This window comes from Kribbella orskensis, from assembly GCF_004342085.1.
In the GTDB taxonomy this organism is placed as follows: Bacteria; Actinomycetota; Actinomycetes; order Propionibacteriales; family Kribbellaceae; genus Kribbella; species Kribbella orskensis.
This window is the reverse complement of record NZ_SLWM01000049.1, coordinates 1-22,230: the sequence shown is the minus strand read 5'-3', so window position 1 is coordinate 22,230 and position 22,230 is coordinate 1. Positions and strand designations below refer to the sequence as shown.

General features: G+C 66.3%; 22 protein-coding genes and 1 pseudogene. 10 read left to right on the top strand and 13 right to left on the bottom strand.

What is annotated here, in order from left to right:
- Nucleotides 1-108: 108 nt before the first annotated feature.
- Together EV644_RS43640 and EV644_RS43635 are read right to left on the bottom strand one after the other, a co-directional pair.
- A complete protein-coding gene (locus EV644_RS43640; RefSeq protein ID WP_132197604.1) occupies nt 109-534 on the bottom strand; it encodes a rhodanese-like domain-containing protein in 426 nt (141 codons plus the stop codon).
- Nucleotides 535-573: 39 nt separating this feature from the next.
- On the bottom strand, nt 574-1,230 hold the full coding sequence (locus EV644_RS43635) for an ArsR/SmtB family transcription factor (protein ID WP_132197602.1): 657 nt from the start codon (nt 1,228-1,230) through the stop codon (nt 574-576).
- Nucleotides 1,231-1,266: 36 nt separating this feature from the next.
- Here EV644_RS43635 and EV644_RS43630 point away from each other — a divergent pair, with 36 nt between their 5' ends.
- Genes EV644_RS43630 through EV644_RS43620 form a run of 3 tightly spaced genes read left to right on the top strand, consistent with a single transcriptional unit; the run spans nt 1,267 to nt 5,020 of the window.
- On the top strand, nt 1,267-2,619 hold the full coding sequence (locus EV644_RS43630; RefSeq protein WP_132197600.1) for an MBL fold metallo-hydrolase: 1,353 nt from the start codon (nt 1,267-1,269) through the stop codon (nt 2,617-2,619).
- On the top strand, nt 2,616-3,857 hold the full coding sequence (locus EV644_RS43625; protein ID WP_132197598.1) for an MFS transporter: 1,242 nt from the start codon (nt 2,616-2,618) through the stop codon (nt 3,855-3,857). Before EV644_RS43630 ends, EV644_RS43625 begins: the two co-directional genes overlap by 4 nt.
- Complete coding sequence (locus EV644_RS43620; protein ID WP_199240384.1) at nt 3,854-5,020, top strand: cysteine desulfurase family protein; 1,167 nt, start codon at nt 3,854-3,856, stop codon at nt 5,018-5,020. The genes EV644_RS43625 and EV644_RS43620 overlap by 4 nt, the downstream gene beginning before the upstream one ends.
- 53 nt (nt 5,021-5,073) lie before the next feature.
- Here the strand turns inward: EV644_RS43620 and EV644_RS47440 are convergent, their stop codons facing one another.
- Nucleotides 5,074-5,208: a hypothetical protein gene (locus EV644_RS47440; protein WP_255511490.1), complete on the bottom strand. Its 135-nt coding sequence runs from the start codon at nt 5,206-5,208 to the stop codon at nt 5,074-5,076.
- 662 nt (nt 5,209-5,870) lie between these two features.
- Nucleotides 5,871-6,119: a hypothetical protein gene (locus tag EV644_RS43610; protein ID WP_132197596.1), complete on the bottom strand. Its 249-nt coding sequence runs from the start codon at nt 6,117-6,119 to the stop codon at nt 5,871-5,873.
- A 447-nt stretch (nt 6,120-6,566) separates the two neighbouring features.
- Here EV644_RS43610 and EV644_RS43605 point away from each other — a divergent pair, with 447 nt between their 5' ends.
- Together EV644_RS43605 and EV644_RS43600 are read left to right on the top strand one after the other, a co-directional pair.
- The gene (locus EV644_RS43605; protein WP_132197594.1) at nt 6,567-7,625 is read left to right on the top strand and encodes a TlpA family protein disulfide reductase; all 1,059 of its coding nucleotides are present in this window, start codon (nt 6,567-6,569) and stop codon (nt 7,623-7,625) included.
- 14 nt (nt 7,626-7,639) lie between these two features.
- Nucleotides 7,640-8,017 carry a hypothetical protein gene (locus EV644_RS43600; RefSeq protein WP_132197592.1) on the top strand — a complete coding sequence of 126 codons (378 nt, stop codon included), beginning with the start codon at nt 7,640-7,642 and terminating at the stop codon, nt 8,015-8,017.
- Nucleotides 8,018-8,307: 290 nt separating this feature from the next.
- Here the strand turns inward: EV644_RS43600 and EV644_RS43595 are convergent, their stop codons facing one another.
- The 3 genes from EV644_RS43595 to EV644_RS43580 all read right to left on the bottom strand — a co-directional run bounded on the left by EV644_RS43595 (nt 8,308) and on the right by EV644_RS43580 (nt 11,083).
- On the bottom strand, nt 8,308-8,865 hold the full coding sequence (locus EV644_RS43595) for a sigma-70 family RNA polymerase sigma factor (protein WP_132197590.1): 558 nt from the start codon (nt 8,863-8,865) through the stop codon (nt 8,308-8,310).
- 376 nt (nt 8,866-9,241) lie between these two features.
- Nucleotides 9,242-10,261, bottom strand: coding sequence for a redoxin domain-containing protein (locus tag EV644_RS43585; protein WP_199240383.1), 1,020 nt, complete (start codon nt 10,259-10,261; stop codon nt 9,242-9,244).
- 126 nt (nt 10,262-10,387) lie between these two features.
- Nucleotides 10,388-11,083: a hypothetical protein gene (locus tag EV644_RS43580; protein ID WP_199240382.1), complete on the bottom strand. Its 696-nt coding sequence runs from the start codon at nt 11,081-11,083 to the stop codon at nt 10,388-10,390.
- A 103-nt stretch (nt 11,084-11,186) separates the two neighbouring features.
- Between EV644_RS43580 and EV644_RS43575 the strand changes: the two genes are divergently transcribed.
- Entirely contained in the window at nt 11,187-11,384 is a 198-nt protein-coding gene (locus tag EV644_RS43575) for a hypothetical protein (RefSeq protein ID WP_132197584.1), read from the top strand.
- A 39-nt stretch (nt 11,385-11,423) separates the two neighbouring features.
- On the opposite strand, the gene EV644_RS43570 is transcribed toward EV644_RS43575, so the two are convergent.
- The 3 genes from EV644_RS43570 to EV644_RS43555 all read right to left on the bottom strand — a co-directional run bounded on the left by EV644_RS43570 (nt 11,424) and on the right by EV644_RS43555 (nt 13,667).
- Nucleotides 11,424-11,651 (bottom strand): hypothetical protein, encoded by a 228-nt coding sequence (locus tag EV644_RS43570; protein ID WP_132197582.1) that lies wholly within the window; start codon nt 11,649-11,651, stop codon nt 11,424-11,426.
- A gap of 1,187 nt (nt 11,652-12,838) precedes the next feature.
- A complete protein-coding gene (locus EV644_RS43560; protein ID WP_132197580.1) occupies nt 12,839-13,162 on the bottom strand; it encodes a hypothetical protein in 324 nt (107 codons plus the stop codon).
- A gap of 223 nt (nt 13,163-13,385) precedes the next feature.
- Complete coding sequence (locus EV644_RS43555; protein WP_132197578.1) at nt 13,386-13,667, bottom strand: hypothetical protein; 282 nt, start codon at nt 13,665-13,667, stop codon at nt 13,386-13,388.
- A gap of 213 nt (nt 13,668-13,880) precedes the next feature.
- Here EV644_RS43555 and EV644_RS43550 point away from each other — a divergent pair, with 213 nt between their 5' ends.
- The gene (locus EV644_RS43550; protein WP_132197576.1) at nt 13,881-14,333 is read left to right on the top strand and encodes a hypothetical protein; all 453 of its coding nucleotides are present in this window, start codon (nt 13,881-13,883) and stop codon (nt 14,331-14,333) included.
- An 899-nt stretch (nt 14,334-15,232) separates the two neighbouring features.
- Here EV644_RS43550 and EV644_RS43545 read toward each other — a convergent pair.
- From EV644_RS43545 to EV644_RS48060, 3 genes and pseudogenes are all read right to left on the bottom strand, one after another.
- Nucleotides 15,233-15,808 (bottom strand): AMIN-like domain-containing (lipo)protein, encoded by a 576-nt coding sequence (locus EV644_RS43545; protein ID WP_132197606.1) that lies wholly within the window; start codon nt 15,806-15,808, stop codon nt 15,233-15,235.
- Between the two features lie 1,447 nt (nt 15,809-17,255).
- A complete protein-coding gene (locus EV644_RS43540) occupies nt 17,256-17,768 on the bottom strand; it encodes a hypothetical protein (RefSeq protein WP_132197574.1) in 513 nt (170 codons plus the stop codon).
- Nucleotides 17,769-17,958: 190 nt separating this feature from the next.
- Nucleotides 17,959-18,042, bottom strand: a pseudogene (locus EV644_RS48060) (Lsr2 family DNA-binding protein); the annotation flags it as partial.
- 256 nt (nt 18,043-18,298) lie between these two features.
- Here EV644_RS48060 and EV644_RS43530 point away from each other — a divergent pair.
- From EV644_RS43530 to EV644_RS43520, 3 genes are all read left to right on the top strand, one after another.
- Entirely contained in the window at nt 18,299-19,576 is a 1,278-nt protein-coding gene (locus EV644_RS43530; RefSeq protein WP_132197572.1) for a hypothetical protein, read from the top strand.
- Between the two features lie 350 nt (nt 19,577-19,926).
- The gene (locus EV644_RS43525; protein WP_241999451.1) at nt 19,927-20,958 is read left to right on the top strand and encodes an SNIPE associated domain-containing protein; all 1,032 of its coding nucleotides are present in this window, start codon (nt 19,927-19,929) and stop codon (nt 20,956-20,958) included.
- Nucleotides 20,959-21,101: 143 nt separating this feature from the next.
- Nucleotides 21,102-21,863, top strand: coding sequence for a hypothetical protein (locus tag EV644_RS43520; RefSeq protein ID WP_132197568.1), 762 nt, complete (start codon nt 21,102-21,104; stop codon nt 21,861-21,863).
- Nucleotides 21,864-22,230 lie beyond the last annotated feature (367 nt).

Below are 22,230 nucleotides of genomic sequence, written 5' to 3'. Positions count from 1 at the left end.
GCAGCAACGCCAGGCGATCACCCACGCCCACCCTCCCAAGCAGTACCGTCAACGAGATCCACGAACCACAATCTGCCCATCGGTGGATCGAGGCTTAGTCTCGCCGACTCAGCTGCTCGGGCTCACGCCGCCGAACCTGGGCTGCGAGGCGGATTCGGGGTGGACGATCGGCAGGCCGGCTGCTCGCCAGGCGTTGAAGCCGCCGATGACATCGGTACTGCGGTGGAGGCCGAGCTGGCGTAGCGAGTCGGCTGCCAGGCTTGAGGAGTAGCCGCCTTCGCACAAGACGATCCACCGGATGTTCGCGTCGACGGCCTGGGGTATCCGGGCGGCGCTGCTGGGGTCGAGGCGCCACTCCAGGTGGTTGCGTTCGATGACGATCGCCCCGGCGATCTCGCCGGCTTCACGCCGCTGGAACTCGGGCCGAGTGTCGACGATGAACGTCGCTTCGTCCTGGCTGGCCGCGTAGGCCGCCACGGGATCCAGCCGCGCAAGGCCCGAACGCGCCCGGTTCAACGTCTCTTCGATGCCCATTGCCCCCTCCTGGCAGTAGATCGGTCGCGGCTGATGCGCTCAGCTCGCAACGGGGAGCTCGGCCAAACGCCACTCGAGCATCCCCTCGCTCAGCCGCGCAGCGGACCGCCCCCCGGCGGTCAGAGTGCGCACGGCTTCGTGGGCCATCACGCAGTAGGAGCCGCGGCAGTACGCCACGATCGTCGTACCGGCAGGCAGTTCGGCCAGCCGGTCGGCGAGTTCATCGACCGGGATCGAGACCGCGCCGGGGATGTGTCCGGCGGCGTACTCCTCGCCGGGGCGGACATCAACGACCGTGACATCACCGGCCTCCAGCCGGCGCAGCAACTCGTCTCGGGTCACCTCGGCGACGTCATCGTTGCCCAGATAGGCGCGCCGTGCGCGCTCCACCTCGGCCAGGTGCACCGAGGCAACGTCGCGCAGCTGCCCCCACAGCGCGGCCACGTCGCCTCCGGCCAGCCGGTAGTAGACCTTCGTGCCGTCCTTACGAGCGACCACCAGCCCGGCCCGCCTCAGCAACTGCAGATGATTCGACGCGGTGGTCAGCCCCAGCCCGGCCCGCCCGGCGAGCACCTCCACCGACCGTTCACCTTGGGCCAGCAGATCCAGCAACTCAAGCCGCTTGGCGCTGCCGAGCGCCTTGCCGACCTGCGCGAACTGCTCGAACAGTGCCGCCTTGGCCACCTGATCACCCATTGACATTCCTCCAAAGATTCATGGAATAGTGTAGGAGTGGATGGTGAGCTGAGCAAGAGGATCGTTGCGCTGGTAGACGTCGGGCTGGGCAACTCGTCGTACCTGGTCGATCTGGGCGACGGGCGTGCCCTTGCCGTCGACCCGTCCCTGGATCTGCGCACGCTGCGAGGCGAAGCCGAACAGCGCGGGTTGACGGTGGCTTTCGCTGCCGACACTCACCTGCATGCCGACTTTCTGTCCGGTGCGGTGCAACTCGCGGCGCTCGACGGCGCGAAGCTGCTGGCATCGGCCGCCGGCGGCCGGGAGTTCACCCACCAGCGGTTGGTCGACGGTGATGAGGTGGACCTGGGCGGTATGACGTTGCGTGCCGTGGCGACGCCCGGCCATACCGGTGAGCACCTGTCGTTCGAGCTGCTCGACGGGCCTGAGCGTCTGGGGGTGTTCACCGGTGGGTCGCTGATCGTCGGTGGCGCCGCCCGCACCGATCTGGCCGGCCCTGATCAGACGGAGCAGTTGTCCCGGTTGCAGTACCGGTCGCTGCGGCGGCTGGCCGCGTTGCCCGAGGCAACGACGGTCTGGCCGACCCATGGGGCCGGATCGTTTTGTTCAGCGCCGGGAAGCGGCGAGCGGATCACCACGATCGGGCAGGAGAAGCAGACGAACCCTCTGCTGCAGGCGCCGGACGAGGACACGTTCGTCGAGGAACTACTCGCCGGGCTGGGCAGCTTCCCGCCGTACTTCCTGCACCTGCCAGAAGCCAACCGTCGCGGTCCCGCCCTGCTCGAACACCCACTGCGCGTGCCGGCGCTGCCCGCCGACCAGTTCAACGCCGCTGTCGACGCGGGCGCGGTGGTGGTCGACGTGCGCCCGATCGGCGACTTCGCCGCCAGTCATATCCCCTGCGCGATTTCGATCGCCCTGCGCGCACAGTTCGCGTCCTGGCTCGGCTGGCTGCTTGATCCCGACACGGCCTACCTGGTGGTGCGCAACCGCGATCAGGACCTGGACGACCTGGCCTGGCAGGCGGTGAAGATCGGCTTCGGTCTACCACAGGGCGAACTCTCAGGCGGGATGGCCGTTTGGAGCGGCGAGACCGCCATGACGCCGCTGCTGCAGCCTGATCAGGTCGCCGACGGCCGCGTGCTCGATGTCCGCCAAGACAGCGAATACCACTCCGGGCATATCCCCGGCGCGGAGCACCTCGAACTCGGAACGCTGCCCGGACGTGCCGGAGACCTCGAACCCGGCCCGATGGTGGTGATGTGTGGGCACGGCGAGCGGGCGATGACCGGCGCCAGCCTGCTGCAGCGGGCGGGACACCATGACGTGCGAGTGCTCGACGGCGGCCCCGACGACCTCGCCGCCGCTTCGGGCCGGCCGCTGGCATGACGACCTCGGCCAAGAGCCCGCAGCTCGGGCTGCGCGCCAACCTCGCCCAGTTCGTCCTGCTGGTCGCGGTCAACGCTCTGGTCGGCGGCATGCTCGGCCAGGAACGCATCGTCTTGCCTCTACTGGCCGACCAGACCTTCGGTCTCACCAAATACACCGGTGCCCTGACCTTCATCCTCGCATTCGGCGCCGTGAAGGCGGCCACCAACTTCTTCGCCGGCACCTGGTCGGACCGCTACGGCCGCAAGCCGGTTCTGGTCGCCGGATGGCTGATCGGGCTACCCGTTCCGCTGCTGCTGATCTGGGCACCGAACTGGGGCTGGGTGATCGCCGCCAACGTCCTGCTCGGGATCAACCAGGGACTGACCTGGTCGACCACCATCATCATGAAGATCGACCTCGTCGGCCCCGCCAGACGCGGCCTGGCCATGGGGCTGAACGAAGCCGCCGGCTACCTCGCCGTCGCCGCCACCGCCATGGCCACCGGCTACCTGGCCGACGCCTACGGGCTGCGCCCAGCACCGTTCCTGCTCGGCGCCGCGTTCGCCGCACTCGGGCTCGGCCTGTCCACCCTGGCTGTGCGAGAGACCCGCGGCTACGCCGACCACGAAGCAGCGCGCGCCGCACCGGACGGCGGAATGACGACCGCGCAGGTCTTCAAGCAGACCAGCTTCACCGAACCGGCCCTGTCCTCGGCCTCCCAAGCCGGGCTGGTGAACAACCTGAACGACGGCATGGCCTGGGGCCTGTTCCCCATCTTGTTCGCCGCCCACGGCCTGCCCGTGGCACGGATCGGTCTGCTCGGCGCGCTGTATCCCGCGGTCTGGGGATTCGGGCAACTAGCCACCGGGGCCCTGTCCGACCGGTGGGGACGCAAATGGCTGATCGCGACCGGCATGCTGCTGCAGGCCGTCGCACTAGCGATGGTGGCCGCCGGTGACACCTTCGGCCAGTGGATCGCCGCGGTGACACTGCTCGGTCTGGGCACCGCGATGGTCTACCCGACGCTGCTGGCCACGATCGGCGACGTCGCCCACCCCGCCTGGCGCGCCCGCGCCGTCGGGGTCTACCGGCTGTGGCGCGATGGAGGCTTCGCCGCCGGCGCCCTGCTCGCCGGAGTCGTCGCCGACCTGTGGGGCATCCCTGCCGCCGTCTGGACGGTCGCGGCCCTGACTGCTGTGTCCGGCCTGGTCGTGGCCGCCCGCATGTACGAGACACATCCGAGGAGGAACAGGTGACCCATCCCGGACTGACCGGCGCACCGATCTACCTGGACTACAACGCCACCACCCCAGTCGACCCGCGCGTTGTCGACGCGATGCTGCCGCACCTGACGACGCACTTCGGCAACCCCTCCAGCAGCCACACCTACGGCACCGACCCGAGGATGGGTCTGGCAGACGCTCGGGCACAGGTCGCCGCGCTGATCGGGGCCAGTGCCGACGAGATCGTGTTCACCGGCTCGGGATCCGAGGCGAACCTGCTGGCGCTGCGCGGCGCGGCACTCGCCGCCAGGACAACCCGCGGCCATGTGATCACCCAGGCGACCGAGCACCCCGCGGTCCTCGAGACCTGCCGTGCCTTGAACCGGTTGCACGGCGTGCGGGTCACCGTCTTGCCAATCGAGTCAGAAGGCCTCGTCGATCCGGCGACGCTGGCCGCTGCACTGGACGACGAAACCGTGCTCGTCTCGGTGGCCGTGGCGAACAACGAAACCGGAGCGCTGCAGCCGATCGCCGAACTCGCCGACCTCGCCCACCGCGCCGGCGCCCTGTTCCACACCGACGCAGCCCAAGCCGCCGGGAAGATCCCGGTAGCGGTCGACGGGCTCGGAGTCGATCTACTGACCGTCGTAGGCCACAAGATGTACGCCCCGAAGGGTGTCGCGGCACTGTACGTCCGTGACGGCGTCCAACTGGAGCCGGTTGTCTACGGCGGCGGGCAGGAGCGCGGCCTGCGATCCGGTACGGAGAACGTCGCCCTCGCCGTCGCACTCGGCACCGCGGCCGAGCTCGCCGCAGACGAAATCGCTGGCGGCCGCGGCGCGCAGCTCGCACAGCTGCGCGACCTCCTCCGCCAGCGCCTGCGCGATGCCCTGCCCGGACGTGTCCACCTCAACGGTCCGGAACACGCCAGGCTGCCCAACACCCTCAACATCAGCATCGACGGCATCCGCGGCCATGAACTCCTCGCCGCGGCGGCCGGCATCGCCGCTTCCACCGGCTCGGCCTGTCACAGCGGCATCCACACCCCGTCCCCCGTGCTGAGCGCCATGGGCCTCGACCAGCCGCGCGCGCTAGCGGCACTCCGACTATCGCTGGGCCGCTGGACCACACCCGACGACATCGAAACTGCAGCAGCCACAGTCACCAAAGCGGTTGGCAGCGTTGTTCTTCGGTAGTCGGTGGCGTCCCTCAGACGACACCCGGCGGGGCGCTGGCTTGGTTGACAAGTTCAGTAAAGGAACCCGTCCCACTTCAATTCGTAGCGGGATCCACCAGGCATGGCGTGCTGACCGGGCAACTGTTCGACGGCCCGGGTCAGCGCCAGTCCGACCGGCCCGAGCAGGTCGGGTGTCAGCTTGCCCACCCTGCCAGTGTTGCCCTAGGCAAGCGCTTCGCGCCACCGCGCGCTGTCTCGACCCGTGTTGAGTCCGGTCCGCAGTCGGGCGAGGTGGAGCCGACTGTCGGTATCGAACCGACGACCTTCTCATCACGAGGAAGACATTCAGCGTCGCATTGGCCCTCTAGCAGCGCTTCTAGTGACACCGACACCCGCACCACACTCGAATTCCACCATTGGTTTTCAGGAGTTCGCACCACGTCCTGCACCACGCGGCATCAGACATCACGGCTGAGCGACTTCGCCGCGACCCAGCGCCCGGTCGGGCCGCATTCGAGGTAGCTGAACCACCCATGCCTATTCGCTGGTCGGTGGTCGGTGGTGAAACCCTCACCCCGGCTGACTAGGCGGCGACCGATCCGCGGTGGAACTCGGCAGCGAAGCCGGCGCCGAACGGGGCAAGCTCCGGGTCGGCGGGGTTCGCGGGGTGGCAGTTGACGCCCTGCCAGCTCCAGAGCTTGCCGCCGCTGAGACCGATCCCGGCTGGTGCGTAGCCGAGTGCCCACCCGGCCGCGTCGGCTGGGTACGGCCCATCCGTTGCGCGGCCTTGATCCGGTCGCGGAACTCTTCCTCGATGTAGATCTTGCCATGGCCGGGGCCACCGTCGAGCGTGATCGTCGGACCAGCCATCAGAACACCTCCCTGGACAGCGACGCGTCTTCGGCCGCGGAGTACCGGGCCGCGTCCTGGGCTGCCCGCGACGGGGCCGACGGTTCCAGAGGCCGGAGCATTTGCTGCGCGAACCACATCTCGACCGCACGGATGTTGCGTGGATCCGGGACGTAGACGACGCGGGCCTGCCAGTCGTCGGAGTTCGTCCGGCGCCACTCCAAGATCAGGCCCGGCCACGGGCCGCGCTCGGTCGCCGTGGCCAGCACCCGGCAGTGCCGGCTCGTAGCGTCCGGCCCGGGGATATCGCGGGTACCGCTTGTTAGCGCCCATGAAGGACACGACAGAACATACGTTCGCATAGCTTGCAAGCCCCCGTTGTGCACCAGGGCTTGGGAATGGCGATGGGCCCCCAGGCAACTGCCTTGGGGCCCATCCACCACACTGCCTCTGCTCAGTGACTGACGTCCTCCTCGTGTCGCTGGACGACGGCCCGTCACCGCAAGGGCTCTCGGTGGGCCATTGCCAGCGGGGTTAGCCGGGAGGAATGTGGAGGGAGCGGGAGGCTTGCTGCGACGTGGGGGGCCCACATGGCAAATCGTCGGCCCGGTACGCGCTGGGCGCTGCCGGCTGCGACCGCGCTCCTGGCCGTCAGCGGTTGCGGTATGACCGTCTCAGATGGGTCTGCCGGCCCTGTGGAAGAACCGAGCCCGAGTGTGATTGTCCCTGCGCTGCCCAGCACAACGCCTCGTCCGAGCGGTACTACGCGTCGCGGACCGCAACCGGTCGAGGTCCAGTACTTCGTCCACATCGACAATGCCGCGGACGGTAGCCCGCTGGATGCGCGGTACAACATCGTCACCGACGGCGGCACGAAGGTTCGGCTCAAGATCTCTCTGTACGGGGAGCCTGGCATCGTCACGGAGGAGTACCTGTACACCTGGGATGGCAGCAAGATCCTGGTGTTCTCAGAGCAAAACGAGCCGCCGTACACCGTCTATGAGGCTCCGGACGAGCACCCTGACGAATCTCAACTGGTGACGCACTGGCCGCAGAACCTGTGGTCGGCAACCAAGGGTGTGCAATGCACCGAACTGAAGTCCACCAAGACGATCATCGGCCGCGCCGCGGTGGGATACCGGTGTGTGACGGCCACTCCGCAGCCGGGAGGGCCCGCGACGGGCGAGCTTTGGCGCGACCAGGCGACGGGGATCATGCTGAAGGAAGAGACCATGGTCGCCGAGAAGCTGGTACTCGCCCCCACGATCGATGCGACGACGTTCTCCACCAAGCCGCCGGCCGGCGCCAGGTCCACGGTCATCGCGGCCAAAGACCCGTCCCCAGGACAGACGAAGAGAGCCCCCGACTTCACCCTGGACCTGGTCAAGGGCGGCCGGATCGGGCTGAACGACCTGGCCGGCAAACCCTTCGTACTCGCGTTCTTCGTGCCGGACCTGGCCTTCGACGAGCAGGGCGAGGTGTGCCCGGGCTGCCGTGACGCACTGCTCGCCCTGCAGACCCAGACCGGCAACGGCGCCAGGCCGAGAGTGCTCGGAGTGCAAGTAGGTGACCTCGGGAAGCCCGGATATCCCCTTGCCCTGCCGGGGGTCACGCTCACCCTCGCCCATGAACAGACCCCGATGGTCCAGAACAGCTTCGGGCTGACCGGAATGGTGAGCTTTGTCTTCGTCCGCGCCGACGGCGCAATCGCCGCGGCCTACGACCACGCCCCGACCAAACAACAGATCACGCAGAGTCTCGCGGCGCTCCACTGACACGAGCCGCGCCAGTGCGCTCGCGCGGCTCGCTCGGCGAATTCAGTGAAGGAACCCGTCCCACTTCAATTCGTAGCGGGATCCGCACGGTCGTCGATCTGATGGGCCGCTCGTTCCGCGTCGAGCGGCTCAACCCGCCCGAAGGTGAGCAAATTGTCTCGGACACCGCGACTTGGGATTTCGACGTGCTTCCGCTGGTCGCGGGCAAACAAAGCCTCACCGTGTCCGCTTCCATGCGGGTGCCTGTTCCCGGTCACGGGGAGCGGGCGGTCAGCGTTCCCTCGTTGACACGGGAGTTCACCGTTCAGGTCCCCCTCAGCGCGAAGGTACGGCAGCCGCGATCCGGGCGTTGGCGGCCGCGGGGACTCGACCCGCCGACCCAGGGATTATGAGAGCCTCCGACGAACCACCAGGAGTCAACCTGAGCATGCAGCACTCCTCTATCGGCTCCCGCTAGCCGACTCCTGACAACGTCGCTGGACCCAGCTTCATGCCACAACCCATGCCACGGCTGGTCGAGGCTCTCGAACAGACGCGCCTAACTCGTCGCGGTTGACGGCTCAGAGTCGACATGCCTCGATGGCTGATGCGAACAGTCAGGCTCCAGTGTGACGAAATCCCGGGCTCGTCCAGTTGCCTCGCTCGTGGATCGCATTGGCAGTTGCACGGGCAGCTGCCCCGGCTACTCCAGCGTCCTAACGGTGCGGTGCGGAGTCCGGTGGGCGAGCGCGGTGCGCAGTTGTGCGCGGGCGCGGTGCAGGCGGCTGGCCACCGTGCCGTACTCGATGCCGAGCGTCGCGGCGATCTCCCGATACGTCAGGCCGTCGACGTCGTGGAGGACGATGGTTGCCAGGTAGCCCGGAGTCAGCGCGTCCAGCGCGGACTGTACATCGGGATCGAAGGTGCGGTCCTCGAGGTCTTGGTCGGGGGTTCGTACTGCGAGAGGTTGCAAGGTGTCGGCAAGCGGTACGAGCCGGATACCGCGGCGCCGGCGGACCCGGTCGAGGAACAAGTTGGTGGTGATGCGGTACAACCAGCCCTCGAAGGTTCCGGGCGTGTAGCTTGCCAGGCTGCGGAACACGCGGACGAAGACCTCTTGGGTAAGGTCCTCAGCGTCGGGCCGGTTTCCGGTGAGCCGGTAGGCGTGACGGTAGACGCGTGCGGAGTTTGCCCGAGCCACCTCATCCCAGCTCGAGGCGGACGAGCAGGCATCGGGCGGGTTGCTGCTGCAGAGCTTCATGGCATGGACTTCCGGTCTTGTGGCTGGCTTGGTGGAACGGCGGGCGGGCGCTGAGGAGATTCGAAACGCCCGCCCGCCGGTCTGCTGGACTCCGGGGGCCAGGTGCCCTGGTCGGAGAGGCAGCGGCGTTGCTCTTGGCTGGGTCAGGTTGTGCCTGGTGCGGGGTCGTTGGTGATCCGCAGACCGGCGAAGCGCCGGTCCATTGCCGCGGCGTACTGGTTCGCAGCGGCCGGCTCGGCGATGAGTTCGGCGATCACCCGCCGCCCGAACCAAACCTGTACTCTTCGCAGCTGGGGGCCCGTGGCCCCTTGTGCTTTGGTCGTGGTCGTCTCAGCTTCGTCTGGATCTTGGTGAGGCATGGCCGGACCTCCCTGATCTAGCCGAAGGTCAATGCGAAGGCCTCGACCTCGGGGTCGCGGAAGGTGATCTTGAAGGTGTGGTCGGCGATCGGGCCTGGCTGGCGAACGAGTTGGTACAGCCGCTGTTCAGTTGCCGTGCCGTTGCCCTGGTTGTCGACGTCGGCCCCGCCCGCCGCGCCCGGCGGTTGTCCGTCGATGAGCACGCGGAATCGCACGGAAGTTCTGGGTACCGCTGGTCCCATGACCAGGTGGAGGTCGCGGGCGTGGAAGCGGCAGACGATGCTCCCGTTCGCGGCGTTCAGGGCGGTGGCCTGTTCCGTCATCGTGCAGTCCCCTGACAAAGCCCATTCATTGACTTTCGGTGTCGCGGGGGCGGTGTAGGTGTGCGGCTTGCCCGGCGCAACACCGCCCGGCGACGCGAAGCCCTGTGTGCGTGCGTAGCCGAGGTAGGTCTCTTGCGATCTCAGGTTGGCCCAGTCAGCGGGCGCCTCGGCACCACGTGCATCGACCGATACCAGCTCCCGGCTCGTGTTGGTGGAGCCCGCCTCGGTGAGCAGTTGCTGGATGACCATCTCCGACAGCTCGTACTTGCCTTCGCCGAAGTGGCGTTGCCGGATCAGTCCGTCGGCGTCGGTGAAGTAGAGAGCCGGCCAGTAGAGATTACTGAAGGCGGTCCACACCGCGTAGTCGCTGTCGATCGCAACCGGGTACTCGATCTTCATCTCCCGCACGGCCCGGACGACATTGTCGATGTCCCTCTCGAATCCGAACTCGGGTGTGTGTACGCCGATCACCACCAGCCCCTGGCCGGAGTACTTCGCGGCCCAGGCCCGCAGGTAGGGAAGCTGACGCAGCCAGTTGATGCAGGTGTAGGTCCAGAAGTTGACCAGGACAACTTTTCCTCGCAGGCGGACCTCCGTGAGCGGTGGCGAGTTGAGCCATCCGGTCGCACCGGCGAAGGAGGGCAGTTCGCCCTGGATGGGGAGTCGGATCGGGGCAGGATCGGGGTGGACGGGCTCGTGCGGTTGGGCTGCCATGACGCTGCCCTCCTCTTCTTGGCTGGATGATCCGCAGCTGCGACTCGGCGGGGCCGACTGGCTCGGGTGGGCCGATCGGTCGCCCCGCCGAGCGGGGCGCATCTGCAGACGTTCCGGGCGGGTCAGTTAGCGAAGCGACCGCAGGCCGGTGCGAACCTCGTCAATGAACGACTCCGGCTGTTCCCAGGCGGCGAAGTGCCCGCCCTTTTCGAGCCTGTTGTAGTGCACGAGCTTGGGGTACGCCTTCTCGGCCCAGCTCCGTGGCGCCTGGTAGAGCTCGTCGGGGTAGGCGCTCACGGCGACCGGAATGGTGACGCCCTTGACGGCGAAGAACGAGAACTTGCTCTCCCAGTAGAGCCGCGCCGCGGACACACCCGAGTTCGTCAGCCAGAAGTGCGTGATGTTGTCGAGCACGTCGTCGGGCGTCAGGCCCTCGGGGACGCCGTCGAAACTCCGGGAGATCAGCGCCAGCGACGCCGCGTCGTGGTCGAGCATGAACGCCGCCAGCCCGACCGGCGAGTCGACGATCCCGGTCAACGACTGCGGACGATCCCCCATGAAATAGGCGTAGTAGGCGTGCTTGTAGAAGAAGCTCAGCTGGTCGCAGGCAGCCCGTTCGTCATCGGAGAGATCTGACGGCGCCTGCCCACCGGCGGCGAGTACCGCGTCGATCTCGGGCGGGACCGTGCCGGGCATGTTGGCGTGGATACCGACCAGCTCCGGCGGGCTGCTCGACGCATGGGTCTTCAGCCGGCGCGACGGCGAGTGGGTCCGCAGACCCGACGGCACCATCACCTGGCTGCGCAGCACCGAACTGCGCATCCACCAAACCCCCACCGGCTGACCCCCGGACCCGGATGTGTGGTTTCTGTCGGTGGCGCCGGTGATCATCGAAGCACCACGCGGGTGATTGGCGGCGGGGCTGATGGAACGGACTCAGCAGACAGTCAGACTGTCCGGCGGCCCCGGCAACGGCCAGGTGTTCTACGTCCACGACTGGGAAGAACGCCGCCGCGCCGCCGAACGCATGGGCAGAACACCAAACGACGTCCGCGGCTGGGCACTCGGCTACCGCCCGGAACGACCCGGCTCCGAGACCTGGATCTGGACTGGCGGCCGATAACCGCCTCTGGGACCGATATCTATGCTTCGGCGGTCAATATCATTCCGGGTCAGGCGCCACCTTGCCTGCGCGCCAACTGTTCAGCGTGGTCCGCCTCCTGGACGACACCGGGAGGCGAAGCCAGGGCGACTCGTCGCAGGCATCCGGGCTTGGTCGCCCCTCGATCTCCAGTGCCACCAGCGGCACACCGGGACCCACGTTGTCGCCGAGTCCGGTGTGGCGGGCCCCGCCCTCGACGTCGAACGCGCTCACATGCAACTCGTGCATGCCGTCCCAACTCAACGAGACTCGTCATCATCGAACGCGGCACCTCGAGGGGTGATTCGAGGTTTGGCCGGCATCCGTGACTAGTGGCTCAGCGCAGCTGGAGTCACACCGTGGACCCAGAGCTCCACATCGCCGAGGACTGACCGCGTGCCTTGACACGCAACCGTCAACTGTGGCTCGGGCAGAACCCTAAGGTCACCGCGATCCAGCAGCGTCCAACGTGTGGATCACCCCGGGGTCAAGTCAATCCAGGTCGTACGATTCCGCAGCGCCGACAACGCGTCGACAGACAAGACCCTGCGGAGAAGAACACCTAGATGACCGCTCACTTCAACCCGCCCCCCGGCTGGCCCGCCGAACCGCCAGGTTGGGTCCCCCTGCCTGGCTGGAGGCCCGACCCAGCGTGGCCTGCACCACCTGAGGGATGGGAACTTTGGATCGATGAGCATGGACGGCCGGTCGCGCCGCCGTCCGTTCACGGGACTCTGAGCCAAGCCCCTCGGAGCGAGGCGTGGGTGAAGGCCCACTGGAAGCCCCTGGCGCGGGCTGTCGTGGGGCTTGTCTTGCTCCTAGCGCTAACGCGCGTTGGCGGCGGCAACTCGGAGCAGCAAACCGAAGGCTGGAAGGATGGCTACCAACAGGGCTACAACATTCTGAGCAGGAACGATGGCGCCAACAGCGCGGCAGACATCGAGAGAACATGCAACAACGTGAGCTCGACAATCCTCCTAACAAGAGGCACGACCTTCGCGCAGCACTGGCAAAACGGATGCGAGGCAGGCTTCACGGCGTCGCGGCAAGACGACGGGCTGATGCCAAAGTAGTAGCGACTGCATTCCTGGCAGGCGGCCGATCCCAGTTTGAGAGGTGAGCCGCAGACCGCTCGCGCATCGAGTTGGGACACCCAGGCTTCTTTCGGGGCAGCCGGGACCATTCGCTGACTGCGTAGTCTTGATTCGGTTGGGTACTGGGTTGGGAGATCGAACGGCTTGAGGGGCGCGTTCGGTCCGGGTCCTGGCGTCTGTTCAATGGCGCGGTGGGCGCCGGGGCTCCTTATCGCCTCCGACTAGTGCTGATGGGCGGGCGTTGGGTAAAACTGAACTAGCTGGTTGGTGCCCCTCCCCCACGCGCCGCCAGCCAGGCTGACCCCGCGCTATCCCCCGGCCGGGGTCAGTCGTGACGAACGATCAGATGGTGGGTGCGGCGGCGGGACCGGCGGTCTTCCTCGCTGGCCAGCTGGCTTCAGGGGTGCCGGTTTGGGTTTGGCGCAGAAAGATTTCCGGTCGGTGACGGGGTTCGCGGGTGGCGGTGGGTGCATTGCTTGCTGTCCGGGTGGTGTAGCTGGGCTGGACGATTCCAGGGCCGGGGAGGGTTGTGACGTCGCCGGTGGCTTCCCAGTCTTTCCAGATGCCGACGTTGACTGCTGCGAGGTCGTTGCTGTGGTCGGCGCGTACTGCGAGGACGTCGTAGGCGAATCGCAGGCAGGTGTGGTAGCGGTCGAGCTTGGCCATGCAGTCGGGGTCGGTGATGGGTGACTAGAAACCGTTGCGTGACCATGCGCCGTCGCGGGACCAGGCGTCGGCTGGGGTCCGGTGGGTCGGGTGGCCTTCGATCCCGAGCCGACGATGATCACGACGGCTGGGACTTCGGTGTGGTTGGAGCGGATCGCGCCCCACGCGGTTTCGAGGGCGGAGAGGAGTCCCGCGGTGGTGTACTCGGTTTGACGCTTACGTGTCAGTCACACCATGGGTGACGCCGGTGCGCGTGTTCGAGGTCGTGGGTTTCATGGCTCGCTTGATCGTGACCGACGGCCGCGTGGCTTGGGCCGGTACCGCACTCGCGGAGTTTGTTGCGTACGGCAATCAGAGACGCGTAGCCGGTGGCGCGTCCACCTTTTGGTGGCCCGAGCTGGATCATGTGTTGGACCGATTCGAGTGCTGCGGTGGGTGCGCCGTTGTAGACGGCAGTGGTCTTGGTAACGGACCAGCCGGTGATACCGGACAGTGCGGTGGTCATGGTCTTGCGGCGGTCACCCGGAGTACGGCTTCTGCGGTGTCGCTCCGGCGTTCGTCCCCAGTACCCGCAGCGGGTTCGTGATGGCGCTCGTCGAACCCCCGGCCCGTCTCCATCCACGAGGAACCGGCAGATCTGGCGCCGTTGACTACTGCTCTAGAGTGCGAGCACCCTCCCAAGAGAGGCTCAATTTCAGAGCCGATCAAGGAGATCCTCATGCGTACTTGCAGTTGGATCTGCGGTGTGCTGCTGGCCACCGCGGCGAGCGTTGCACAGCCGGCGACGGTACAGGCCGCCGGCGCTATCCATGTCGAATTCAGCATCGCCGGGGACACGCTGGCCTGCCCGGACGCGACCTACACCGTGCAGTCGGGCTCGATCAGGGAGGTCGTACGGGAGGGCGAGTCGAGGTCCGGAAACACGATGTTCACCGTGACGGATGTCCCAGTCCATGTCGTCCTCACCGATGCCGACGGGGCGACCTACAGCCTGCGCGGCGCGACCTGGATCGGAGGCGCCACGAACGACCAGACCGGGGCAGAGGTCATCACGGCGACGCACATGCTCGCGATCGTTGGCCGAGGCGGCGTAGCAGACACCCTCCGCCTAGTCGAAATCTTCGGAGACGGTGTGCTGATTAGTCACGAGTTCGGAACCTGCGAGGGATAGTCGCACGTCCAGAAATGCCGCGTTCCTCGGCCGTGCCCATGAGCGGGTGCTGAGTCAGCGGCCGACCACCCCTGCGCTCTAGCTGCTGTCCGGACTCGGCGGCCGTGGACGGCGGGGATTCTCGACCGCCTCGATTCCCGTGGGGAGGTCCAAGGACATGCCACCACCACCAGCGCCGAGCATGTCCAATAATACAGAGACGAACTCACGGATCGCAGGTTCCGACAGCCCGCTTCGGATGAAGTACTCAGCCCGTGACATGCCCTCGTAGCCGACCATCAGCGCGATCGCGAGCCGGCGCTCTCTTCGTTGGTCAGCTCGATGCGCGTGCGGCCGTCGTCAACCCGAATCTCCATAGCCTTCGAAGACTTACCGGTGACGCTGGTCCGAGCGGGCGGTCAGGTCCCTGACGCACTGAAACGCACGCTCATGCCGCGGCCCGTGCGCTCGCACCGTCGCAGATCAGCTGACGGACAACTGTCGCACATCACCCGACGGAGGACACGGGCGCCACTATGTCCGCCTGACAAGTTTCTGTACGTCTTCAAGACGGCCCCATGGGGGCCGTGAAGCGCGCCGCCACCGGAGGACCGGGGGAGCGGGGCAACCTTCGGCTCCTCGCCTGAGGGCTCGTCGGCCCCGTCCCCCGTTGGCTTGGCGCGCACGTGCGAACAGGGTGCCGGGTCGCAGACAGCAGTACTCGCCATCAACGATCGACACCCTGTCGAGGTACTGCTGATCTGTTGTGGCCGGCCACCGTGTCAGGTGGCTGCCTTAGTCCGCGCGGTCAGCGCCGCGAACAGCCTGGACACGGTCGGGTCACTGACGACCGAGCCGAGCACCTCCGGCTTGGCCCGACCACGAGATGAAATCCCGATGTTAGTCCCAGCGTGGCCGGGTCACCATCGGTGGGCGACGTCGATCACGAGCCTGGATTCCTGACCGGGCCCGGACAGGGTGAACACCCGATAGGGAAGCCGTGCACGGACTCCGAGACCGATGGTCGCGCCGTACGCGTGGGCTCCGAAGGCGACCTGCCGGAAGGTTCGCCAACCCCTGACGTCTACCAGTTCAGCCGGGTTTGCGGGGCGGTAGACGAGCTGCCCGTCCGAGTACATCTTCGCCGACACGAAGACCGCCAACCGAGCCCCGCCCCGCGTTGGAATGACGGTGCCGCGTGCCGCAGGGCCGAGCTGTGGGGGCGACGATCCGTCCGGATTGCGCACCTGGTCAACGTAGCCAACCGAGTAGAGCGCCGGGAAGCGACTGGACAGGTCGATCACCAACCGGTCGAAGCACGCGTGCCGGCCGGCCCGGACCCGGTGCAGGTCCAGGTAGGTCTCGTAGTTCCCGCCGTTCTTGTCCAGCGATCCCCACCTGATCCCGCAGTACGGGGCCGCCGCCTGTGCCTGCGCGGCGCTCACCGGGGCGATCAGGGCCACAGCGAGCCCCACCACCCCGAGCAGACGCATCATTCTCTTCACTTCAGACCCCTCCTCCAACAGACGGGCCGCGTCTCGCAACTGAACAGCGGGATCTACGCGAACCCATGCCTTACAGGGTGAGACGCGCCGGTGAAGGGGCTAGTTCGAATGCAGCGTCCGAGAAGATGCCTGGCAACGCGATCAGCCATCTACTGAAGGACCAGGATTAGGTGTGGCTGTTCAGCGCCGCGGCTAGCCCTGGCCTTGGGCTCCGCATCGCCCCGCTAGCGATCATGGAGAAGTGCGGTTCGGCCCGGCACGCGTCAAGGGCGCCCCCGGCGTCGCAAGCGATCGAGCAAGCTCGCCCCTTGACCCGCACCGACCCATACCTGAGGTCGGCAGCTATCGGGGCGATGCGGAGGACTGACCGCATGCCTTGACACTTAACCGTCAACTCGGCCGGGGCCGATAACAGTTCGAAGGGGCTGACCGGGTGATCACACGACTCAGGTGAACGATGACGAGCGTCACCAACCCAACCAAGTTCGAATTTAAGCCTCGCTTTGGGTGCAGCAGCAAAATGCAGCAACCGGAGCAACCAGCACCGGCCGAAGTGTGCCAGCCACGACCTGAACCAAGCTTGAGATGGCGACTCCTGACCGCGCCGCCCCGAGTTCGCAACTAGGGGCATCGTCGGAGGTTAGAACCACCTCTTTGACCACTGTTTTCAGCGCAGGATGCCGCGAAACGACGAGCAGTAGCGACCATCCATGAAGCGGCATATGCCCTGGTCAGGCGTTACTTTCGTTGAGCGTTGCCCCATGTTGCAAGGTGCGATCTCACAATCCGTGGGTTGTCGGTTCGAGTCCGACGGGGTCTACGGTGAAGGAGTGGCCTCTGACTTGTAAACAGGTCAGAGGCCACTCTGCGGACCGGCTCTCACAGCCGCTCGAACTCGCGCCATGACACGCTTCGTGACCCGCCAAGCGACCACGGATTGGCGCAGAGTCGCTCACGTGCGGGCGCACTTCATGTGCTGTGACGGCACTCTGATTGCCGGACCCAAACCGAGGCTGCGGGGGCCCTCCAGTCTCGCGCGACACGCCAATGCGGCTCAGCTGACCGTTCGATGAGTCTGCGCGCGCCTTCGGGCGAGCCGTGCCGGCCTGCCTGGCCCGAACCTCGCCACCCGTGCGGAGAACGGCACCGACAGATTCTGATTCGCAGACCCAGTCGGCACGCTCCGAGTCCTGGAGTCTGACCGCCGGTTGGCCCCGTCCTGGACGCAATGAGGTGGCGATCCCTTGTGTGATTGGGCATACTCGCTTGGCCGTTCGTCGCGGACGAGAGCGATGAGGAAGCCGGCCGGCCGGGATCCGGTCTCCACGCTGCCGTGCGTTCTGTCGGAGACACGCCAGTACGCGACCACGGCGCCGTAACAAGGCGCACCGGTGGAGTCGTTGTGTGGGTAGCGTCCTGCTTCATCATCGCCTAGCCGTCAATTCTCCGGGGCCTGCCGGATAGCTTCAGGGTTTGGGCCGCAAACGTTGCCGGGCGCGCAGCCACTGCTGGCGAGAAGTGCCATCACGGTTATGGAGTGGCGAGGTGCTTCGAGAAGAATCTGAGCGACCCAGCGTCCGTCCTGGTCTGGTTCGATGGGCCCGGAGACGAACCATTGACTGGGACCTCCGGAGACTCGGAGTATCGCGATCGCGAACAAGTAGCCGTCTGTTCGCATGGGTTTGTACGTCCCGCGCACCTCTATCTGCCAGGCTGCGCCATGTCGGGAGATAGAGACCGTGTCCACAGTGATCCGGTGTCTGCTCGGTTGGGATTCGCCGTCCGTCGTCGTAGCAGCCAAGCCGATGACAGCAACTGCGATAGTCGCGCATGAGCCGATGAGGGCGACCAGAATCGTCTGCCAGCGCTCAAGGCGCCCACCGGCACGCGTGATGCGGCGGCGATTCCCAGCCAGCCTTGCCGGATTGCGAATCTGCAGATCGGTCGTCATCGCCTGGCCCCCAATTGACTATGTGGCGATGTATCCCTTCTGATGCTAAGGAGCGCTCCCGCCTACCACATGAGTCAGGTCGAAGAACTTCCTGAGGATTCCTGGCACGTCGTCACATCGCCTACGCAAGGTTGCGCAGGCCGGTACCCAGTTATATGCCGACCACTGCCTATGGCCGGTCGTCTATCAGCTAGTTGGCGGCGTGGAAGGGCTCCCGTATGTGGGCTGGGACTCGTCCGCGGTCATTGACCCCGTACCCGTTCGCACGAAACCATTCCTTGACTGCACATCCGCATCAACTGTGGTGCGGATGACCCGCCTGCCATGTCTGCTGTTGATCGGCTGACCTGCCTCGACGTAGGCAGCCTCTTAATCCGCAGGTGCGCGGGCGCCGACGCATTGCGCCGTTAGAATTTGGCACGACCGCTACACCGTGCCGCTGGACTTGAACGGTGGTGCTCGGGGGCTAAGGTGCTGCGGGCAACTGAGAGTGCGATGATGCTGCTTTGTCAGCAAGCAAGGGGGCAACTATGGCCAGGCGAGGGTTCTTCGCGGAGCTGAACTATCAGGCTCAACAGGCCGAGAAACGACGTAGGCAGGAAGCTGCCGCCGCCTATCGCGCCCAGGCTGCGGCCGAGCGGGAAGCGGAGCGGGCTCGCAAGGCGGCCGAACGTGCACAAGCTGCTGCCGGCCGAGCCTCGGCGGCGGAGCAGAAGGCCGCGGAGAAGGAAGCCGCGCGCCTGCACGCCGAGGCTCGGATGGCCGAGGTCGAGGCGATGAACGGCGACCTGACCTACGAGTTCGCGGAGATCGACGGTTTGTTGGCGGCGACTCTGGAGGTCGACGACTACGTGGATCTTGACGCGCTTAAGATCAACGACGTTCAGCAGCCCCCATTTGAACCCGGCGACCTCGCTATCCCCACCCCGCAGTTGCCGGAACTGGTGTACCCGCGACAGCCCGAGTATCAAGAGCCTCCTGCACCGGGCGGGCTCGCGGCTGCCTTTGGCGGGAAGAAGAAGCACCAAGTGGCGATTGAACGTGCGAAGGCTGAGCACGTAGAAGCGATGCGCCGCTGGCACGAGCAGACGACGGCGATGCACGCCCAGTACGTAGCTGAACAGGACCGTCATCGACAGGCCGAACAGGACCGGCTGGCGAAGCTGGCGGCGGCCGAGAACGTGTACCACGACGAATGTCGCCGGCGTGAGGCGGAGGCGGCAGAGCACAACGAGCATCTGGCCGAGCTCGTCAATGGCTTAGCGTTCGACGTCGAGTTCGCTATCCAGGAATATGTCGGCATCGTGCTCTCTAACTCCGTGTATCCCGATGTCTTCCCTGTTTCACACGGGCACGATTTCAGCCTTGCGAGCCGCGAACTCACGCTCACCGCGCTCATCCCGGATCCTTCCGCGGTCCCGACCGTGAAGGAGTACAAGTACGTTAAGGCGAAGGATGAGATCAGCTCCACGGCTTTGCCCGCCAAGACGCAGAAGGATCGGTACGCGAGCGCTGTGTGGCAGGTCGCGGTCCGGACTCTTCACGAGGTGTTCGAGGCCGACAGGGCTGGAAAGATCCACTCCATCGCCTTAACTGTCGGCGTGGATCGGGTATCGCCCGCGACGGGGCAGCCGGAGACGGTTCCCCTGGTGATTGTCGCCGCAGACCGGGAAACGTTCAGCAGTTTCGACCTGGGCAACGTCGTGCCGCACGCGACGCTGACCCACATGGGTGCCGCCTTGTCGAAGTCTCCGTTCGACCTGACCCCGGCCGACACGAGCCGAGGCGTCCGGGCGCGGGGCCAGTGATGCGCTTCAATCCTCCGCCCGGCTGGCCGACGCCGCCCGAAGGATGGACACCGCCCCCGGGATGGAGCCCGGATCCCTCCTGGCCCGATCCGCCGCCCGGCTGGCAGCTCTGGCTTCCCGCCGAGTCGGAGCCAGCCCCGGGCAACCCACCCTCCTCACATCTTGTCGCTGAGGACGACGCCCCTGCCGCCGCCCCTCCTGCGCCAGTGAGCCCGCCCGAGCCCACCGCTGAGCCGAGTCCGCCGGTCCCACCACCCCTGTCGCCGGCTGACGACACGGCTGCCTTGCTGGCTCGTATCGCCGTACTGGAAGCTGCGCTCACCACCGCACAAGCCGGTGGTGCCGCGGAGGTGATCGAGCTCAACGACCAGCGGGTGCTCCAAGACGTCGGCATCTACCGCTACCACCACCCACTCGAAGACGCCGCCGCGTACAAGGACCGCCTCCGTGAAATCGAGGGACAGGTCGACGAACTTGTGAAGGCGGGCCGAGCAGTGCTGGCGGCCGACATGTTCACGTTCGACGGCTCCCTGGCCAAAGGCCGCAAGATGGTCGCCGACCTGGGCAAGCTCATGCTGCGCGCGTACAACGCCGAGGCCGACAACTGCGTGCGTTCACTGCGGGCAGGGAACGTCAGCACCGCGAAAAAGCGGCTTGAATCTGCGGTCAAGGCGATCGAGAAGCTCGGCGCGATGATGCAGATGCGCGTCAACCCGGACTACCACGCCCTACGAATCGCCGAGCTGGAACTCACTGCTGACTACCAGATGAAGGTCCAAGAGGAGCGAGAGCGAGCCCGCGATGAGCGCGAGCTGCTCCGTGAGCAACGTCGGGCAGAACAAGAGCTCGCCTCGGAACGTGAGCGCCTGGAAAAAGAGAAGTCGCACTACGTGAGTGTGCTCGAGTCGCTGCGGGCCGCCGGCGACCAAACAGCTGCCGACGAGCTGGCAACACGGTTGGCCGACATCGAGCAGGCCATCACGGACAACGACTACCGGATCGCGAACATCCGCGCAGGATACGTGTACGTCATCTCGAATATGGGCGCATTCGGCCCGAACGTGGTCAAGATCGGCATGACCCGCCGCCTTGAACCGCGAGACCGAGTCCGGGAGCTGGGCGATGCCTCGGTGCCGTTCCAATACGACGTGCACGCGCTATTCTTCTCCGAGGATGCGATCGCATTGGAGAACGAGCTGCACAAGGCATTCGCCGACCGTCGCGTGAACCACGTCAACCAGCGACGTGAGTTCTTTTTCGCCACCCCGGTGGAGGTCCGGGACCTTCTCGCCGAGAAAGTCGGCGGGCTACTCGAGTTCACGGAGGAGCCCGAGGCGTTGGAGTACTTCCAGAGTCGAAACCTCTGGCCAGCCGAGGACTGAGACCTTCGCGGGTTCCGCGCCCGAAAGCGGCTCCTGGCCTGCACAGTAGCGGGCAGTCCAACGACACTGCGCCGAGGCACTTCCTGTGAGACCGTGGAGGCAGTCCAGCGTAGGAACTGCTAGGGGTTGGGGGTCCGTGGCCGATGTCGACGTCGAAACTGCCGCCGTCAGACGCCGTGGCGAACAGGTCGGTGCTCGGGCGACTCCTCGAAGAGATCTCATGGGAAGGCGCAAGAGTTCGCGGGTATCGCGACGGAGGACGCGGACGCGAGAACGTTCTAACAGCGGAGGTGCTCGGAGCACTATCTTACCTTCCGCGGACGACGTTTCTCGCGGCAGTGTTTCGTGCTGCTCACGGCGCTGATGAGACGCGTGAGCAGGCCGCGGTGGAGGCTGAGCAAGCGAGGATCACCCTTCTGCCCGAGGAGTCGACCCTGGCGCCCGGCGGCACCGTCGTGCAGCCCGATGGTGTCCTGATGACGCCAAGCTGCCACGTCCTGCTTGAAGCCAAAGGAATGGGGAGATCCGCGTTCCAATCGGAGCAGCTGTCCCGCGAGTTCGAATGTGTTGTCCGGGACGCCGGCACCGCGCGACCGCTACTCCTGCTGATCACGCCGTCGGCTCCGCCCGTTCCGGTAAAGGGACATGGCCGACTGCCTATTGGCGCCGCGATCGGTCTATACCTCGAGCCGGTCTTGGCTCGAACTAAGGATCTGGACAGGTCCCTCGACGACCCGATCGCCTGCATTCCCGACGTTGTCGCGTGGATCACTTGGAGCGAGGTTAAAGCAGCCGTGGCAAGCGCTCACATCGACACGGCCGCTCTGCCTGCGAGTGTCGCCGGCACGGTGCAACGCCTGCGAGACGACCTAGTGAACGCCATCAATTGGCACGGGCGGACCTAGTCAGGAGCATGCGCCGGTCCGGGCGGCCCGTGCGGACGTTGGTCGGTCTCCCGGGCGTGCACGTCGGCCTGCCGCACGCGTGAGCGAGCCGCACGCATATGGCCTGAGAATCACTCTGGGAATCCAGGACCTGATACTGAAGTCAGCCCGAGTCACCATCGAGCGAACCGAAGCAGTCCAGAGTTGGGCGATGCCAGGCGTGACAACGACGTCCGTCCACCTTCTAATCCGTTGGTCGCAGGTTCGAATCCTGCCGGGGGCGCTCCACGAAGCCGCAGGTCATCCCTGAAGGTGCGGGGTCGGTCAAGAGGTGTGTGACCGTTGTTTCCTGCTTCTTGGGTGTGGTTTGGGCGCGTCGAGGTAAGGC